Raw genomic sequence first — 18,337 nt, 5'->3', positions numbered from 1 at the left:
ATAGGCAATAGAATATTTTGCTAAATGAGCAAAAATGCTATACAAACAACGCGATAATTATTGGAATAATAGACAGGCATTACCATGAATGAACCAACCTTAATCAGTGAAGACGATGCTTTAGAACAAGCTTATGATCTATTTTTAGCTCAAGCAGCTGATAATTTAGATGTTGCAGACCAATTACTCTTTAACCTGCAATTTGAAGAAAGAGGCGCAGCTGAAGTGGTTCCATTAGGTAATGATTGGCAATTTATTGTTGGCCAGCCTGTCACATCAGCCCGTTTTAGCGAAGTGATTATTGGCCTTGCTCCAGACGATGATTCCGATATTGATGATATTTTTGGTCGAGTCCTGATTAGTCGCGATCCATTACAGCCTATGTTCCATATTATTTGGAAATCATAATCACTTTATCTTCACCTGCTTATATTTTAGCAGGTGATTTTTTATTTCAGAGAGAAATAAAATGAGTGAAAGTCACTTTATTATTGATACTATTTTTACCTTAGCTTTCTTTGGTGCCTTTTACTGGTATATCTGCGTAGCTATTATTATCGTCATGCTCTATGCCACAATAAAAACAAAAAAAACGTTATTTCGTATCTTATTTATACTCATTGCTTTATTTTTTGCTTATTTACCTTTCATGCAATACCTCTGGTAAAAATTAAGCAAATAAAATCAAAAGCGCCCTATCAGCGCTTTTCTCTTGATCATTATTTGGGGCATATGATTTGCGTAGATAATACTAATTACTGACGCAAACTCACAGCGATACGATTAAAGGCATTCATTAATCCAATTGCCAATGTCAGATCACTCATTTCTGTATCTGTAAAATACGCTTTAACCTGCTGATAAATATTATCCTCAGTACTTTTTGCTGAAATATTACTGACCACCTCTGCCCATAGCAATGCAGCTCGCTCTTTATCAGTAAATCGTTCACTCACTTGCCAACCATTTAGTGCATCTAACTTATTTTGAGCAACACCATGATTACGCAACGAATTATTGTGCATCTCTAAACAAAAAGCACAGCCATTGATTTGAGACACTCTTAAATAAACAAGCTCGATTAACGTTATATCCAGTGAACTACCTTCTAGTGCAGTTTTACATTGAATTAAACCAGCATAAGCTTTAGGACTGAGTTTTGGGTAAGATAAGCGAAGCTTTGACATAATTTCCTCTCGATTCACAATAAAGATAAACCCACAACCAACTGTATATAAAAACAGTGATAATATATTCAATTTATAGCGATGGGTTTATCAATTTTGTGGTATTTGCGTTTAGAGGCGATGATCTTCAGTATAAGTAACTTAATTTACGACCTATTCTTTATTAGTTATTACGCGTAATATCTGTTACTCAAAGCATTTAGATGAATGAGCAATAGTTAAAAACATTGTGCCCTCTCTTGTAAGTGTACTGTCTTGTTTTATTGGTGGTGATTTGACCATTCTATCTATTTCAGTTGAAGAAAATTTATTACTTGCTTCATTATAAAAACACAAACATTGATCTTTACTCACATTACTATAGACACTTAATGTATCCATACAATATTCAATAAATTTATTTTCTCTTGATTCAGAGCAAGCGGGTAGTAAAAATAAAGATAAAATAACAATTAAGGCTTTTTTCATAACTATTCCAATGTTGTGTTAGATCTATTTAATTATGAAAAAATTATTTCATTAAAGCAGAAGGTTTATCACGATATAAATCAAACTTGGGTGGATAATTATTATTTGAACAAGATAAAAAGAGAGAACTTTCACTTTTCTCCTTATTTTTTATCTTTAATATTCCTTTATTTAGTATTTATACTTATTTTTATTTAATCTTAAATGTAACAATGGAAAAGGATTGCCTTGTCCATCTAATTCTGAACGCCCTATTTGCTCAAATCCAATATAAAGATAAAAGCCAATTGCTTGAGGATTTTGCTCATTTACATCTAACTCATCAATATGCAGTGTATTTATCGCGAAAGTTGTAAGTAATTTACCACAACCATGCCCTCTAGAATTCGCATCGACAAAAAGCATTTCTAACTTATTTTCTGCTGTGCCTAAGATCCCATGAATAACATTATTATTGTCTATCGCGATATAGGTATTAAGCATAGGAAAATACTGTTCTACAATATCTTTTTTAAGCGAAAAGATAATATCTTCAGATAGAAATGCATGCGTAGCTCTAACTGAAGATTCCCAAACTGCTATCATTTCATCATAGTGTGAAGGTTCTGCTTTTATTACAGTTAACATAATTCTCTCTCCATAAAATATGGCATCTTAAAGCTCCTTTATTGACAGTCAAGCACCCCGAATAAAAAACACACATTTAATGTATATTTAATGTGCTTTGATAAGTGAATATCCTACATATAGTGATGCATTTACACTTGTATTCACAAAAAGGCCACATAACGTGACCTTTTAAAAAAATTATTTATTAGCTTAAAATTAGAAACGGTAACCAACACCTAATACCCAAGTACCAAATTTTGCATTATCTAATTTAGAATATTCATAAGATGCATCAATTGCTACGTTTGGGATTGGATTAATTTGTAAGCCTACCCCATAAGCCATAGACGTTTTACTGTATTCGTCATTAACATAATAATATTTATCTTCTTGGCTAACGTGACCAAGCCCAATTAAACCATATGCACTAAAGTGATCATTAAAACGATAGCTAGGCCCAGCCGTTAATGAAACATAATCAATTTCAGTTGAACCAATTTTTCCCCAGCGGCTATAATAATTATAAGTTAATTTTGTGTACGTCAGTGATCCAATAAAACCCCAATCATTATCAAACTCGTGATTGTATTTAAAGTTAATTCCTTTAGGTTTATCATCGATTTTATAATCACCCAATTTAATTGAGCTCTGAGCATAACCTACGGATAAAGTATTATCTAACGCTGCTTGTGCATTAAAAGAAAGTGTAGAAATAGCTAACAGTGAAGTAGAAAGAAATAAATTACGACTCATCTTTATTCTCTATATAAAAAAGGATAGACAAATGGAACTAAATTAAAATTTAGCTCTCTTATTAAATTGAGTGCAATACTCAATAAAAATTATTGATAAATAATACGTTATTTATAATATTTTATAAAGAAAATCTTATGATTAGAGCTACAATTAAAACACCATTCGCCTCAACAATAAACTTACCTTATTTTTTGCTATTATTAATAGAATATTAAGATCATAACGTTATGAAAAAAGACTAATTTTGATTTATCATTAACTTCAATCGCAGTTTAAATATGATTTAAACCACGATTGATAATCTATTTTTAGAGATAAAAAAATAAAAAACACTCGCTAAGTGAAATTAATTTACTTTAACCTCTGGAGCATTGATTAATATTTAATTAAAAGCTTAAAGTGGTATTTAAAATAAATTATTTTATTAATTTTAATAGGTATAAAAAAGCCACTTATAAAGTAGCTTTTTTATACGACTAATCATACATTATTAGCAAGTTGCATTTTTAACCAAAAACTTTGCTGGCATAAATTAAAAAATTCTTTTCTACAAGGAGAAATCGGTTTGTTATTCGACTCTACAATTTCCCAAGTTATCCAATGTTCAGGACATTGAGCATCATTATCATAGTGTTCTGTTTCTATCTCTTCTGTGCATTTCAAGATGACACCATCAGAAAATAACCAAGTATGAGTTGCCCTGGTTATTTCTGTTAAGTTATCCAAAAAATTCTGAGTACTTAAAATTTGATAGCTATCTTCTTGGTTTACAATTTGAGATATATACTTCGCTAACATCACCTTCTCTCTTGCCTTACTTCTTATTATTTAGTGTACCCATTATAAATGAGTCTAGTTTTATTACTTTATTTTTCATCAAAAGCATCCGCCATAAGTAAAAATTTAGGCTCAGCTTTTTTATATGCATTAATCATAGGGACTAATCGCTGAAAATGTTCACTAGCACAATGCACATCAAGCGCAACATGATCTGGCCATTGTTCAATAAAGACAAAGTGACCAGGATCTTTCTCATCAACATATAAATTGTAGCTAATACACAGAGGCTCTTTCTTAGTCGCCTCAACAAGTTCTCGATAAAGAGGTAAAACAATTTCTATCGCTTCTGTTTTAATAAAATCTTCAGCAATTACTTTTAACATCACATTTCCCTTAGCGTAATTGATCAATACAGAATACTGTATAAAAACACAGATAAATATAATCGAGTTAACTTAAGAGATCTACTCTCTTTACATAAGAAAATTGCATCTTTTTTAAATGCTAACAATAGAGTGTAATCCATTGAAGTGATAACAGGTGCTGTTTCAAACAGAAAGCAGTAAGCATCAAACATTTATCTTCTATATGAGTAAAAATATGCATTTAAATAAGGTGGATTCTCTTTATATAATAGCAATTCATTAAGTAATACAGAGAAAGTAGGATTGGGGGTTAACGTGTGGCTTGAACAATTTGGTGTACTCAATATCTGGACATACCTCGCAGGCATGTTTTTTATTATCCTCGTTCCTGGCCCTAATACACTCTATGTGCTAAAAACAAGCGCATCAGGTGGCGTCAGTGATGGTTATCGTGCTGCATTTGGTGTCTTTTTAGGTGATGCCATTTTGATTTTTCTCGCCTTTATTGGTGTCGCATCTGTTATAAAAGCCTCTCCAGTACTCTTTACTATTGTCCGTTTTTTAGGTGCTTTTTATCTCCTGTATTTAGGAATAAAGATTATCCATGCGACTTTTTTCTCCAAAAAAGTACATTCAGAACAAACAACAACGGTACAGAAACACATTTTCAGAAAAGCGCTTACATTAAGTATGACCAATCCTAAGGCGATCCTATTTTATATTTCATTTTTTGTTCAGTTTATCGATTTTAATTATGCACATACCGGATTATCTTATTTAATTCTCGCTTCCATGCTTGAAGCGTTTAGTTTTATCTATCTCTCTTTTCTAATATTTGGTGGTGTAGCCCTTGCTCGTTTCTTTGGCTCACGTAAAAATATCGCTAAACTGGGTAATGGTGTTATCGGGCTTTTCTTTATGGGATTCGCAACTAAATTAGCAACATTATCATCATAGTTTTTAATAACAGATATCCATTAAAGAAACGGCAATCGAAATAAGATTGCCGTTTTTTCATCTACGATTATTTACGTATATTATAAAGTCTTATTCCTATTATTTTATTAAATACTATTCATTCTCATTTGATTTTAAGTTTAAAAAACCCTTTTTTATTTAGTTGTTATTATTTGACCTTATTTATTAGAGATAATATTGATTAATATTACTAAAATAAATCATCAAACATTATATTATAAGTTATATAACCCTATAAATAGGTATTGAGATGAATAGCCAAATTGTTATTGACTCTAAAAAATGTATTGGCTGTAAAACATGTGAAGTTGTTTGTTCAGTCGGTCATACATCAGAAAAGGATGGAAATGATTTTCTCAATAAAAAGAATTTTCATCCAAGGATCCGCATTATTAAATTAATGCATCAATTTACAGCTTCTGTTTGCCATCAATGTGAAGATGCACCCTGTGCCCAAGCTTGTCAGACAAAAGCATTAGTGCGTGGTGAAAATTTTGTCGAAACACACCCTGAAAATTGCATTGGATGTAGAGCTTGTCTTTTAGCTTGCCCATTTGGCGCCATTGAACTTGAGAAAAAGGCGCATTCGGCACCTACTTATTGTTTAGATCTTGGTCAACAATTTCAAATTGATATCGTTAAATGTGATTTATGTAATCATAGAGAACAAGGCCCTGCTTGTGTTGAGTTTTGTCCTCAAGATGCCTTAATTTTTGTCTCTGATAATGAATTGTCACAATTGACTGCTGAACGTAGAAAAAACTCTATTTTACGAGAACTACCAACGATACCTTATTAAAGTCTATGCTTATTTAATAATCACCACGTGATACAAAAAGTTTATAGCCTTATTCAGTTTATATAAGGCTATTACTTCTTACTTTTTACCGCCTTGAAATCGCTTAACTATAGTTATCTATATCGAAACCACCCTACCATCTGGTATCATTGGCGACTTATCAATTTTCTTGCCATAAATAACTTTGTTTTTCACACAACTTATTACTTGAGCCTATAAGATATTTTATATATTTATCATATTGTTAAGGCATCAAAACAGCGAAGAACAAAGCTTTGGTTAGCAAGTTACAGAATAATCAGCAACGATATAGAACCGTAAAAAATGAGCATCCCAAAAGAACAGTATAATTTCAACAAACTACAAAAACGCTTACGCCGTGATGTTGGGCAAGCTATCGCTGACTTTAATATGATTGAAGACGGCGACAAAATCATGGTCTGCCTCTCTGGTGGTAAAGATAGCTACACGCTACTTTCTATCTTAATGAATCTGCAAAAAAGTGCGCCAATTAATTTTTCACTTGTTGCAGTCAATTTAGACCAAAAACAACCCGGATTCCCTGAGCATATTTTACCTGAGTATTTAAATGAACTTGGTGTGGAATATAAAATTGTTGAAGAGAATACCTATGGGATCGTTAAAGATATTATTCCTGAAGGTAAAACAACCTGCTCTTTATGCTCACGTTTACGTCGTGGTATTTTATATCGCACAGCGGCAGAACTTGGTGCAACTAAAATTGCTTTAGGCCACCATCGTGATGATATTTTAGAAACATTATTCTTAAATATGTTTTATGGTGGAAAACTTAAAGGTATGCCACCTAAATTAATGAGTGACGATGGCAAACAAATCGTTATTCGCCCTCTTGCTTACGCTCGTGAAAAAGATATTGAGCGTTTTGCACAAGCAAAACAGTTTCCAATTATCCCTTGCAATCTTTGTGGCTCACAACCGAATCTCCAACGTCAGGTTATTAAAGAGATGCTAAGAGATTGGGATAAGCGTTACCCTGGTCGTATTGAAACCATGTTTAGAGCAACACAAAATATTGTCCCATCACACTTATGTGATACTCAATTATTTGATTTTGTGAATATCAAGCATGGTGATGAAGTCATTAATGGTGGCGACTTAGCTTTTGATAAAGACGATATTCCAGCCGTTCCAGTCATGTTCCAAGAAGAAGATGATGAACGCCCTGACTTTAGCCAAAACAAACTCGATATTGTTGAAGTGAAATAATGCACTATCTCCTAAGCCTTGCATTCAGGGCTTAGGATTTTTATGGCTAAATAATCGCCAATAATAAATTTAAGCAAAAAAAAACCGATGTTAATAAACATCGGTGTAATAATGGTCAATTATTCTGTATTAAGAACTCAATATGAGAAAAACTACAATTATGGAGCACAACGTTCATCGCTCAACGTTGTATTCACCTGCGAGAGTTATAATGCCAGATGTTCTATTTTAAAAAATTGATATATCTCAAACAGGGTTAGAGAATTCTTTTTTAAATCCATTTAGTTACGATTAATTTGCTGAAATTTTACAACCATCTACTACGCTTTAACCACCAAGTAACAATCACAATCAAAACAAAGAGAGATAAACAAAAAATGGTAAAACCATAAGGAAATTCATTTCCAGGTATGCCACCTAAATTGACACCAAATAGCCCTGTTAGAAACGTTGTTGGTAAAAATAACATCGCCATTAGAGACATAGTATAAGTACGTCTATTCATCGCATCAGCCATCATTGATGTTATTTCATCTGCAATTACCGCCGTACGAGAAATACTACTGTCCAAATCTTCTAAACGTCGAGAAAGTCTTTCTGAGATTTCTAACATCGTGACTCTATCGCTATCACTCATCCACGGTAATTTTTCAATAGAGAGTCTTGAAAATACATCTCGTTGAGGTGCCATATAACGACGTAAAACAATTAACTGCTTTCTTAATAATGCAAGTTCACCTCTTGCTGGTATTTGTTGATCGAGGATCATATCTTCCAATTCAATTAATTGGTCATGAAGCGTCTCAACAAATTCGCCTATTTCATCAGTCACTGCATCAGCCATTGTAATTAGCCAATCACCGCTATTTTCAGGGCCATTACCAAGTTCTAATGTATGAATAACAGAATCTACAGAATTGACTCGGCGATGGCGACTTGAAACAATTATTTGGCTGTTAATATAAATTCTAAAAGCGACAAGCTCATCGGGCCGATCATTAGGATTATTATTAATTGTTTGCAAATTGATGACGATACCTTCACCAATGCGTTGTGCTTTTGGTCTGACGTTCTCTGCAAGTAATATATCTTTAGCAATAGGTGGAAGTAATTCTGTCTCTTGTATCCATTGAGCACTTTGTGGCTTGCGGTAATCTAAGTGCACCCAATATGGATTTTCATTTGTTGCAACAGTTTCGGCAGTGATTTCTGCTGCTCCTCCATGCCCATTAAGTTGTGCTGTATAAATAGCATCTGAATCTTGTATAACAGAGTCATTAATTGTTTTCACTTAACTTCCTCCATAACTTTTGCTTTAAAAGTAATATTTGAATTAAATACTCAACTGTCAAATATGATTAATCTACCTTCATTTTATAACGCTATGTTTTGAACCGTTATTCTATACTTTTTTTCTAGTTAACTGTATATCAGCACTATTTTTGTTTCATTCATCTAAAATATCTAATTATCTTTATTACTTTAGGATTATTACACTAAATCAAATACTGATAGTTGCGTTAGTATATTAATACTTAGAACAACCGCAGGTAACTTATTTTATTTTCAGGAGAAAAGTTACCTACTGTAATTTATAATAACTATCTAACTGGTGTATACTAAATATTCTTTAATGCATTTGTTGCACCCTAAAAATAAGGTCATCAATATGAAAAAATTTATCGCTATTCCTTTATTTTTGCTTTTGGCTGGATGCAATGACGCAACTTCAACTGAAAGTGCAAATACAACATCATCTACGGGAACGACAAAAACGCTTCTAGTGGACTCACAACTGTATGATTGTGTGGGTGTCGCGCCAATGAAGTGTATGAAGGTGAAAGAGCTGCCTTCTGGAGAATGGTCCCTGTTCTATCAAAATATTGATGGTTTTGAATATAAAGCAGGCACTGAATATACATTAAAAGTTAATGTTACAGATATTCCTAACCCACCAGCAGATGCATCAAGTGTAAAATATACACTGATTGAAGTTGTAGATAAAAAATAGAACATCGCACTAAAATCTGGCTCACAATAGGTATTAAAGCTTATTGTGAGTATTTTACCTATTACGCTCAATTACTACTCCCTTCTATTTAAGTAATTTCTTATCATTTCATTGCACTATCATTAAGATAATTAATAAATCTTATGCTGTTTAATAATTAGCTATTTATAATAGTTTGATTTTTTATTGAGTTTAAAAATAAGCATTCAAACTTTTTTTAAGAGTAATTTCAATCAATTAATATTGAAATCGACATTTATTTTACTAAAAATGGTGTTCTACACATCAACATAGAAACTCCATAATGAATAAATTAGTCCTTATTTTAATTAGTTTAGCTTTATCTTATTCCTCTACATTACATGCCTATGATAAGACGCATACCCTCTCTGGTGGCTATATTTATGGCAAAATAAAAGGTGACACAGCAAAAGGTGAAATAATCAGTTATCGTTATGAAACAGAAAATGCTTGGGGAATATTAATTTCTCTACTACGTTTAAATGCCAACCATAAAGAACATTTTATTGATCCTCGTTTTACCATACCTTCAACAATAAAATACCGAACTAAAACCACAGGACTATTAATCGGCCCAACTTATAGAATAACACCTGAAATTTCTGTTTATGCTCAAATGGGGCCTAATAAATTAAAGCATCAGGAAGATAAATATCACCCTAAAATAAATACAACAGATTCCCATATAATTAATACAACAAGTGTAATTGGTCAAATTGGCATCGATTATAATCCTGTTAAGGATATCTCATTTAGCTTGGGCTATCTTTATTCTGATACCACAGCCAATAAACGTCATATTGAATTAAATGCCTTACAACTCTCTTTGGGATATCGTTTTTAAATCGTGTTGACAATCTGTAGTGTCATTTAACACTTACAAAAAGAAAAACAGATAGATTCATTTATAAAACCATCAAACACCATAACAAAAGAATTAATTATTGTTATAATTAAGAGTTTACAACTATAAATAAACAAAAATACAATATTTAACATCACGCACATTGCACGATTAGTCAAAACAATGTCGCAAAAATGTATTAACATCCTACTTGCAATGTTTATTCCTTTTGAGTCTCCTTCTGTTTTCATAACAGAGGGATTTTTTTTGTTATAAATATTTTATTAATCACTGTAACAGTTAGATACAATAAAAGGCGTGCAAAGAAAGTATTAACAATATAATTTATATCTAGATAATAAGTTACCCTGCTTTATTTTGCTACGCCCCTTTCTAAAAGGGGTTCTTTTTTATTTTTTCTATAAAAAACACTCAATTAAATTGAGTGTTTTCTGTTTATGTTAAAATAAAGAATTGAATCAATGTTTCAATATATAAAGTGTATGGCTATAAGCAACATCTTCTGGGTTCTCAATGGGATAACCTTTTAACCACGGCTTTATCAAGCGTCCATTTGTGTATTGATAAATAGGTGCGATTGGTGCATCTTCAGCAATTATTTGCTCAGCGCGGTTATACAGACTATTTCTTTCGTTTGTATCAATAGTCATACCAGACAATGTTAATATTTCATCATATTGCTTATTCTGATATTTAGGGATATTACCAGCGTGTTTAGAGCCTAATAAGCTTAAAAAAGTAGAAGGCTCGTTATAATCGCCAACCCATGATGCTCTTATAACATCAAAATCCCCAGAATTTCGGCTATCAATATATGTTTTCCATTCCTGATTACGTAATTCGACTTTCACGCCTAACTTTTTCTTCCACATAGAAGCAACTGCAATAGCAATTTTCTGATGATTCTCTGAATTATTGTATAGCAATGAGAGTGTTAATGGATTATGAGGGCCATATCCAGCAGCCGCTAATAAGATCTTAGCTTGACTATCTAATTCATCTTGATTGTATTCATCATAAATTGTAGGTTCTGGGGTAAAGCCTGCCGTTACATCAGGTGTAAAACGGTTTGCTGATTTCTCCCCTGTTCCTAATACTTTATCAGTGATAATTTTTCTATCTATTGCCATCGCTAACGCTTTACGTACACGAATATCTTTTGTTGGCCCTGATTGGGTATTAAAAGCATAATAATAAGTTCCTAACTGGTCAGGAATATAAACCTCATTAGGAATATCTTTCATTAATTTATGATATAAATTTTTCGGGAACGACTCTGTAATATCAATATCACCCGCTAAATAACGCTTAGTCGCATGTGATTCATGATTAATCGGCACAAAAGTGACTTTGGTTAATACTGTATTTTTATGATCCCAATAATAAGGATTTGGCGTTAATACGATCTTCTCATTAACGACTCTATCTTTTAAAACAAAAGCTCCATTTCCGACTAAATTGCCAACCTTAACCCATTCAGTGCCATATTTTTCAATGCTATGATGAGGTACAGGATATAACGAAAAATTAGTCGTTAAACTTGGAAAATACGAGACTGGTCGCTCTAATGTCACTTTTAGCGTTTTTTCATCAAGTGCTTCCACGCCTAATGATGTTGGTTTTAATTTTCCATCAATAATCTTTTGTGCATTTTCAATAGATGCAAGTGATGCATACCATGCAAAAGGTGAAAGATTCTTAGGGTCAACTAACCTTTGCCAGCTATAGACAAAATCTGTTGCGGTTACTTTTTCACCATTAGACCATTTGGCATTATCGCGTAAAGTGAAGATCCACACACGATTATCTTCTGTACGCCAACTTTGAGCAACACCTGGAATGGGACGTCCATGCTCATCTTCTATCGTCAACCCTTCAAATAAATCACGTTGCACTTGAGCTTCTGTTAATCCTACTGCATTAATGGGATCAAGTGATACAGGCTCATCTTTTAAATGTCGAACTACTTCTTGCTTTTTATCGAGTATCGTTCCTGCGGGGACTACTGCCGCATTTATCTGCGATGTGAGTAATCCTTGAACGACAAGTGCACATGAGATGACGAATATTTTGCGCATGTCTGTTTCGTCCTGTAATCTGTATGAGAATAAACTGCACAATTATAAGAGCCTGATAAAAAGGCACAATCACTGATTACAAATATTTTATAAATTTTTATGTTTTTAGTGATGACTACGCCAATAGTGGCAAATTTTAATAATGGTTAAGCATTAACGAAAATTATCGTTAATACTGAGTATTAATAACAGTTAGTCTGACAACTAATAAAGGAGAACAACAATGGCACATCAAGTTACTTTACAAGGAAATGCAGTGGCACTATCGGGTAATTTCCCAACAGTCGGTCAAAAAGCAGCTGATTTTTCTCTTGTTGGTAAAGATCTTAATGATGTTTCTTTAGCGAATTTTGCAGGTAAACGTAAAGTTCTAAACATTTTTCCAAGTGTAGATACTGGTGTTTGTGCTGCAAGTGTTCGCCAATTTAACAAAGTTGCAAATGAATTAAATAACACAGTTGTTTTATGTATTTCAGCTGATTTACCTTTTGCTCAAGCGCGTTTTTGTGGCGCGGAAGGCTTAGATAACGTTGTGACATTATCTACAATGCGTGGTGCTGAATTTAAAGAAAACTACGGTGTTGCAATTACATCAGGTCCATTAGCTGGCTTAACAAGCCGAGCAGTGATTGTTTTAGATGAAAATAACATGGTTATCTACACCCAGTTGGTTGACGAAATTACAACTGAACCCAATTATGATGATGCGTTAAAAGCACTGAAATAATACTGATAAAAAAATAGACGAGTATTATGCTCGTCTATTTTTATTATGCACAAAATCTTACTACTCAATTATTCTTCAGACTTATCACTCTTTTTATTCGTAAGATTATATTCTCTTAGCTTATTCGCAATAGCGGTATGAGAAATACCTAAGCGTTTCGCTAATTTACGTGTACTTGGATAATCACGGTATAAACGCGTTAAAATCGAAGCTTCAAAGCGTTTTGTCATTTCATCTAACGAGCCTTCTAATAGATTCTCATCAAATAATGTTTCATCCGTGTGCTCAGGTAACGTAATATCTTGAACACGCAATGTATTTCCGACTAACTGTGCCATTGCTTGATAAACAGTATTCCGTAATTGGCGAATATTACCCGGCCAAGAATATTGCATTAAATAATTTGAGAAATCAGTAGAAATGGACGGTACACCCACTTTTTGTTCTTGACAGTACTGATTAATAAAATGAGTTGCCAACGGAATGATATCGTCCTTTCTTTCCCTTAATGGCGGTAATGTTAATGTTAATACGTTCAAGCGATAATAGAGATCTTCTCTAAACAATCCCTTTTGTACTAATTCCCACAAATTTTTCTGAGTAGCACAAATAATGCGCACATCTACATTCACTTCTTCTTCTTCACCCACTCGGCGGAACGTTCCATCATTTAAAAAGCGTAGAAGTTTGATCTGCATTTGCGGGGACATTTCACCGATTTCATCAAGTAAAACAGTACCGCCATTGGCTTGCTCAAAAAAGCCCTTTTTTCCTTCAATGGCATTAGGATAAGCACCCGCTGCATAGCCAAATAACTCACTTTCAACAACATCATCAGGCATTGAAGCGCAATTTAAGCCAAGAAATGGATATCTTAAACGGCTACTTAGTAAATGGCAGGCTTTTGCTAATAAATCTTTTCCTGTACCTGTTTCACCCACTAATAACAATGGATCATTCATTATTGCCATTTTCTTTGCACGAGTAATAAGCTGCTTCATTTTAGGTGTTACGGCAATAATTTGGTCAAACCCACTTTGATCGTTAGTCACTAATCTAGGGTAATTATAAATAACTTCATTATATTTCAGTAAAACAAAAGCCCCAACGCAATGATTATATTGGTTATCGTCTGTCAGTTTAATTGGGACTATTTCCATTTCAAAATTCTGTTTTTTCACAGTAATAGGCACCTTTTGAATAAAGTGCTCTTTTTGTTCTAAAAAACGATGAATATTAAAATTTGGGATAAATTGGTTAAATGTTTTCTCAGCATGATCATCTGGAGATAAACCAAAAAGCTGTCTTGTTGCAGGGTTAAGTAATTTTACCTTACCCTTGGTATCAATAGAAAAAACAGGAACAGGAACAGATTCTAATAATGTCCAAATTGCACGATGTTCTTGCTCTGACGGCATAAATGCAACAGTACGTACATCAATAACACCATTTATTCGACGTATCTCCGCCATAAGAGGTTGAAATATATTAAAATCTATCTGTGAGAAATTCAGGTAAATAAGACCAATTGGGAATATTTCAATTCCACGCAAATCGATATTTTTTAATACGAGCAGATCTAATAATTCACGGGTTAACCCGATGCGATCTTCACAAGTGACCTCTAAACGCATTATAAACCTTCTTAATACTGAATGACCCTGAACTAATTCTAGATATTATACATAAATATCAACGAAATAAAGAGGATTGTCAGCAAAGGTTGACACCACTAGCATTTATTTTTACACAACTAAATCAATCTCCTAATTTTTAAGCAAGATTATTTATGCTTTAAAAAAACCGAATAACGAAAATGAAGAGGTTTTTATTATTTTTTTTAGTTCAAAATCGATAAGATATTCGACATCCTTTACCAAAGGGCTTAATTCTCGACGGATCACCTTTTTGATAGTTTTACATCCATTATCAAAACAAAAGAGGAGATACTCTAATGCGTTTATTGCCTTTTCTTTCTTATCCGACTCAGTCAGATATTCAAAAAATTGGGATATCTCTTTTATTTGAAATGACTTAGGTTGCTTTTGATATTGTCTTTTTTTAATCTCACTGATCGTCTCATCAAGAATAGGGATTAAAATACTTAATTGGTTGTCAATGTTTGAAACATTAAATTCTGAACTTAGGTAGAGTTGACGTCTTGCTTTAGAGAGTTTTTTTATTACTGAAATTTGTATTTCTTTCATTTTTTACCCTTCTTAGAATAATTATTTATTAACTATTTTCTATTTTTTACAAATAAAAAACCGCCTCTGTTTACTAAATAACGAATAACTTACAAATTAGATGTTTGAAAATATATTGATAGAATAGGTCTTGCGATACATTTTTGCGGTAACATTTAACGCTATTTATTAAACCAAACTCAAGACTATTTTTCTTTCAAAAAAGGAATATTTTGACTGAAATTACAAATATTTCACTAGAGGGATGCACATTAATCTTTATATACAAATAGTTATAACCATCTCAAATTTTGTAAAAATTGACTCTTTTTAAAATTTTTTATCACGATAGTTTCCATTTAAAACAATAACATTATTGGTAGTAAAACTATAAAAACACTTTATAGCATTCAGTGACTTATTTTAAAATAATATTTTATCATCTTTATTATTATGGCTATTTTATATAAATAACACCTTGCCAATCTTTATACAAAAAAACCGCAGAATGGCTTCTGCGGTTTTTATTTAAAATTATTAAAAGGTGAAAATAATAAGTTATTCTTTTTTCTTACTACCAATGGTATTTTTTAATTTTCCAATTAGCTCTTTTCTAAAATCGCCTAGCTTAGGTTTATTATCATCAATCCAAGGTAAAGGACGGCATAATTCCATTGCTTTTATTCCTAAGCGTGCCGTTAATAAGCCTGCTCCAATACCTTGAGCGGCTCTTGTTGATAATCGTGCTGCAAGATCTTGTGAAAGCCAGTCCATTCCAACTTCTCTAACCAGTTCTGTCGCACCCGCAAATGCAATATTGACTAGAACAAGGCGAAAGAGTTTTAGACGACTATAGTAGCCTAATTCGATACCGTAAATTTCTGCAATACGATTAATTAAACGAATATTACGCCAACCAATAAAGGCCATATCAACCATTGCCAGCGGACTAACAGCGATCATTAAGGTTGACTCTGCTGCAGAACGACTAATTTCAGCTCTAGCTTGTTTATCCAAAATAGGTTGAACAAGTTGACTATAAAGTTCTAATACTTCTTTGTCGTTATGGGTGTCATGTAATGCACTTTGCCAACGAATTAATGCAGGGTGTTGTGAGCTAATACCCGCTTGTTTAGCAAGTTTTTCACAAAATGGTCGACCATTCCCCATCGCATGGCTATAAAGTAACTCTTTTGCTTTATCTCTTTCATCTGCCCGTTGACGTAAACGATAAATACGGCGCCACTCTGTTATAACTGATCCAATCCCAGCGACAACAATTAATCCACCCGCACTGGCTGCACCCAACGCAATCCAGTCAGAATTTACCCATGAGTCATAAATCCATTGTCCCGTTTGGGCAATAACACTAATCCCTAAAATGGTACTCGCAATCGTTAATAAACGTTTCCAGATATTTTTTTTCGGTTTTAAAATTGATTGAACATCACCTTCTAATTGCCCTTCATTCTCTTCATCCAATTGTGGATCAATAGGCAAAAATTGCTCATTTTCATTAAAGCCAACACCTTTTTTCAAGATGACTTCTTCGTGAAGTATGGGCTCTTTAAAATCAATTCGCGATTTTAATGGCTCATTCATTTTAATTTATCCCCTAACAAAAACTCCATTGCACTATCCATACGAATATGAGGAACCGCACTATCTCTTGATATTTGTTGCGGCCTAAAAGATTCGAAACTAAACCCTTGTTTTTCCCAAAATGTTTTTTCAGGTAATCGCTTAGGAACCTCACCGGGAAAATATACTAATGGTGTGTTATCGCTTAAACGAAAACCTTTTAAAGCTGGTATTTTTTCGCCATGATGATCAACAATCCCACTTTCAGTTGCCGCAATAGAAGCTAGTCCCATGCAATCTATACTGATCCCCTCAAAAATAGCATTTTGTTTAGCATCTTGAATAAGCTGTTGAAGCAATGACACTAAGTTTTCGTGTTGATCAACCGTGATATGGTCGGCTTTTGTGGCTGCAAACAGAAGTTTATCGATACAAGGTGAAAATAAGCGTCTAAGTAAAGTTCTTTTTCCATAATGAAAACTGTGCATTAATTGTGTTAATGCTTGGCGCATATCATTAAAAACATCTGCACCTTGATTTAAAGGTTGCAGGCAATCAACCAAAACAATTTGTCTATCAAATCCTTGGAAATGATCACGATAAAAACCTTTTACAACATGCTGTCCATAATATTCATAACGCTGTTTTAGCATACCAATATTAGTGCGTTTATCTGCATTCTTTAATTTAGCAATATCATATTGTTGCAAATCAGCCCAAGGGAAAAACTGTAAAACAGGTGCTCCCGCTAATTCACCGGGTAATACAAAACGTCCAGGTTGAATAAAGTGAAGCCCTTCTTCCTTGCACGATAATAAATAGTCAGTGTAAGCGGAGGCAATATCAGCTAATAACGTTTCATCAGCTGGCGCAAAAGGATCACATTTTTTAAGGAGTAATTGCCAATGCTGTTCTGGTGATGTTCTTTGGCGATTGACCTTATTCATTTGCTCTGACCATTCAAAATAGTCTTGCTCAAGCATAGGTAAATCTAATAGCCATTCGCCGGGGTAATCAACAATTTCTAAATAAAGAGAAGATGTTTCTTTTATAAAACGTGTTAAAGATTCATTCGAGCGATAACGTAGTTGTAAACGAATTTCGCTGACCCCTTTTGTAGGAACGGGCCAACTTGGCGGTGTATGATAAAGAGATTCCATTCCCTCATCATAAGTAAAACGAGGAATATTTAAATTATGTTGAGGAATGCGTTTTACACCTAGTAGTTGTTTATTTCGTGCAGCCGAAAATAGTGGTAAACGCGCGCCTGTATGCACATTAATAAGTTGATTAACTAAAGAGGTAATAAATGCTGTTTTACCACTTCGACTTAATCCAGTTACGGCCAAACGAAGATGTCTATCAACACCACGATTAATAAAAGCGGTAAGTTCATTTTGTAGGCGTTTCATGTTTCTCCCAAGACATTTGACGCGATAGCTTATTAAAACCTGCTTTGATAATAGGTTCAGCTATCAATAGAACCAGCCAACGTAACGGTTTGCTACTTACTCGTTTTAATATACCGCCTGTGATTGCAGCTGGCCCAAATAAAGTGAATAACATTAACCCAAATGTTAACCCTTTTTTGGCTAATTGGGCGAGTTTATTTGTTTTTAAAGAAACGAATACTTGATTGGAATTCACAATAGGCTCCTCAATCAGAATTTTTATTCTC

Annotated in this window: 21 protein-coding genes; 8 read left to right on the top strand and 13 right to left on the bottom strand. The window is 33.4% G+C overall.

Translation table 11 applies throughout. The features are described 5' to 3' along the window. The first annotated feature begins 78 nt into the window (after positions 1-78). Positions 79-408, top strand: a complete 330-nt coding sequence (locus tag ACNART_RS00905) for an HI1450 family dsDNA-mimic protein (RefSeq protein ID WP_375165166.1) — start codon at positions 79-81, stop codon at positions 406-408. Between the two features lie 61 nt (positions 409-469). Then, positions 470-667: a hypothetical protein gene (locus ACNART_RS00900; protein WP_198619575.1), complete on the top strand. Its 198-nt coding sequence runs from the start codon at positions 470-472 to the stop codon at positions 665-667. Positions 668-755: 88 nt separating this feature from the next. Here ACNART_RS00900 and ACNART_RS00895 read toward each other — a convergent pair whose 3' ends face one another. The 6 genes from ACNART_RS00895 to ACNART_RS00870 all read right to left on the bottom strand — a co-directional run bounded on the left by ACNART_RS00895 (position 756) and on the right by ACNART_RS00870 (position 4,183). Further along, positions 756-1,187: a carboxymuconolactone decarboxylase family protein gene (locus tag ACNART_RS00895; protein WP_198629879.1), complete on the bottom strand. Its 432-nt coding sequence runs from the start codon at positions 1,185-1,187 to the stop codon at positions 756-758. 186 nt (positions 1,188-1,373) lie between these two features. Next, on the bottom strand, positions 1,374-1,655 hold the full coding sequence (locus ACNART_RS00890) for a hypothetical protein (RefSeq protein WP_198619577.1): 282 nt from the start codon (positions 1,653-1,655) through the stop codon (positions 1,374-1,376). 171 nt (positions 1,656-1,826) lie between these two features. After that, the gene (locus tag ACNART_RS00885; protein ID WP_198629878.1) at positions 1,827-2,282 is read right to left on the bottom strand and encodes a GNAT family N-acetyltransferase; all 456 of its coding nucleotides are present in this window, start codon (positions 2,280-2,282) and stop codon (positions 1,827-1,829) included. Between the two features lie 198 nt (positions 2,283-2,480). Beyond that, positions 2,481-3,017: an Ail/Lom family outer membrane beta-barrel protein gene (locus tag ACNART_RS00880; protein WP_198619579.1), complete on the bottom strand. Its 537-nt coding sequence runs from the start codon at positions 3,015-3,017 to the stop codon at positions 2,481-2,483. Between the two features lie 483 nt (positions 3,018-3,500). Continuing rightward, positions 3,501-3,818 (bottom strand): hypothetical protein, encoded by a 318-nt coding sequence (locus ACNART_RS00875; protein WP_109372388.1) that lies wholly within the window; start codon positions 3,816-3,818, stop codon positions 3,501-3,503. Positions 3,819-3,886: 68 nt separating this feature from the next. Continuing rightward, complete coding sequence (locus ACNART_RS00870; protein WP_198619580.1) at positions 3,887-4,183, bottom strand: putative quinol monooxygenase; 297 nt, start codon at positions 4,181-4,183, stop codon at positions 3,887-3,889. A 297-nt stretch (positions 4,184-4,480) separates the two neighbouring features. On the opposite strand from ACNART_RS00870, the gene leuE reads away from it, so the two are divergent. The 3 genes from leuE to ttcA all read left to right on the top strand — a co-directional run bounded on the left by leuE (position 4,481) and on the right by ttcA (position 7,190). Then, a complete protein-coding gene (leuE, locus tag ACNART_RS00865; protein WP_198625583.1) occupies positions 4,481-5,122 on the top strand; it encodes a leucine efflux protein LeuE in 642 nt (213 codons plus the stop codon). A gap of 271 nt (positions 5,123-5,393) precedes the next feature. Continuing rightward, on the top strand, positions 5,394-5,942 hold the full coding sequence (locus tag ACNART_RS00860; protein ID WP_198619581.1) for a 4Fe-4S dicluster domain-containing protein: 549 nt from the start codon (positions 5,394-5,396) through the stop codon (positions 5,940-5,942). 324 nt (positions 5,943-6,266) lie between these two features. Continuing rightward, positions 6,267-7,190 (top strand): tRNA 2-thiocytidine(32) synthetase TtcA, encoded by a 924-nt coding sequence (ttcA, locus tag ACNART_RS00855; RefSeq protein WP_198619582.1) that lies wholly within the window; start codon positions 6,267-6,269, stop codon positions 7,188-7,190. A gap of 307 nt (positions 7,191-7,497) precedes the next feature. Here the strand turns inward: ttcA and zntB are convergent, their stop codons facing one another. Then, positions 7,498-8,481, bottom strand: a complete 984-nt coding sequence (gene zntB, locus ACNART_RS00850; RefSeq protein WP_198619583.1) for a zinc transporter ZntB — start codon at positions 8,479-8,481, stop codon at positions 7,498-7,500. Positions 8,482-8,859: 378 nt separating this feature from the next. On the opposite strand from zntB, the gene ACNART_RS00845 reads away from it, so the two are divergent. Then, positions 8,860-9,201, top strand: coding sequence for a DUF4377 domain-containing protein (locus ACNART_RS00845; protein WP_109372394.1), 342 nt, complete (start codon positions 8,860-8,862; stop codon positions 9,199-9,201). Between the two features lie 304 nt (positions 9,202-9,505). Further along, positions 9,506-10,066, top strand: a complete 561-nt coding sequence (locus ACNART_RS00840) for an Ail/Lom family outer membrane beta-barrel protein (RefSeq protein ID WP_198619584.1) — start codon at positions 9,506-9,508, stop codon at positions 10,064-10,066. Positions 10,067-10,545: 479 nt separating this feature from the next. On the opposite strand, the gene ACNART_RS00835 is transcribed toward ACNART_RS00840, so the two are convergent. Beyond that, positions 10,546-12,165 (bottom strand): ABC transporter substrate-binding protein, encoded by a 1,620-nt coding sequence (locus ACNART_RS00835; protein ID WP_368926802.1) that lies wholly within the window; start codon positions 12,163-12,165, stop codon positions 10,546-10,548. A 223-nt stretch (positions 12,166-12,388) separates the two neighbouring features. Between ACNART_RS00835 and tpx the strand changes: the two genes are divergently transcribed. Further along, positions 12,389-12,892 (top strand): thiol peroxidase, encoded by a 504-nt coding sequence (gene tpx / locus ACNART_RS00830; RefSeq protein ID WP_198619585.1) that lies wholly within the window; start codon positions 12,389-12,391, stop codon positions 12,890-12,892. A gap of 68 nt (positions 12,893-12,960) precedes the next feature. Here tpx and tyrR read toward each other — a convergent pair whose 3' ends face one another. From tyrR to ACNART_RS00805, 5 genes are all read right to left on the bottom strand, one after another. After that, positions 12,961-14,526 carry a transcriptional regulator TyrR gene (gene tyrR / locus ACNART_RS00825; RefSeq protein WP_368926804.1) on the bottom strand — a complete coding sequence of 522 codons (1,566 nt, stop codon included), beginning with the start codon at positions 14,524-14,526 and terminating at the stop codon, positions 12,961-12,963. 153 nt (positions 14,527-14,679) lie between these two features. Beyond that, positions 14,680-15,099, bottom strand: coding sequence for a hypothetical protein (locus ACNART_RS00820; protein WP_232797443.1), 420 nt, complete (start codon positions 15,097-15,099; stop codon positions 14,680-14,682). Between the two features lie 537 nt (positions 15,100-15,636). Then, positions 15,637-16,680 (bottom strand): YcjF family protein, encoded by a 1,044-nt coding sequence (locus ACNART_RS00815; RefSeq protein ID WP_198625582.1) that lies wholly within the window; start codon positions 16,678-16,680, stop codon positions 15,637-15,639. Beyond that, entirely contained in the window at positions 16,677-18,071 is a 1,395-nt protein-coding gene (locus tag ACNART_RS00810; protein WP_416303407.1) for a YcjX family protein, read from the bottom strand. The genes ACNART_RS00815 and ACNART_RS00810 overlap by 4 nt, the downstream gene beginning before the upstream one ends. Then, positions 18,052-18,306: a phage shock protein PspD gene (locus ACNART_RS00805; RefSeq protein WP_265576286.1), complete on the bottom strand. Its 255-nt coding sequence runs from the start codon at positions 18,304-18,306 to the stop codon at positions 18,052-18,054. The genes ACNART_RS00810 and ACNART_RS00805 overlap by 20 nt, the downstream gene beginning before the upstream one ends. Between the last annotated feature and the right edge of the window lie 31 nt (positions 18,307-18,337).

It is taken from the genome of Proteus sp. LHD240705, from assembly GCF_047921555.1.
Lineage (GTDB): Bacteria > Pseudomonadota > Gammaproteobacteria > Enterobacterales > Enterobacteriaceae > Proteus.
The sequence above is the reverse complement of the archived record's forward strand: the minus strand, read 5'-3'. Positions and strand labels throughout refer to the sequence as shown.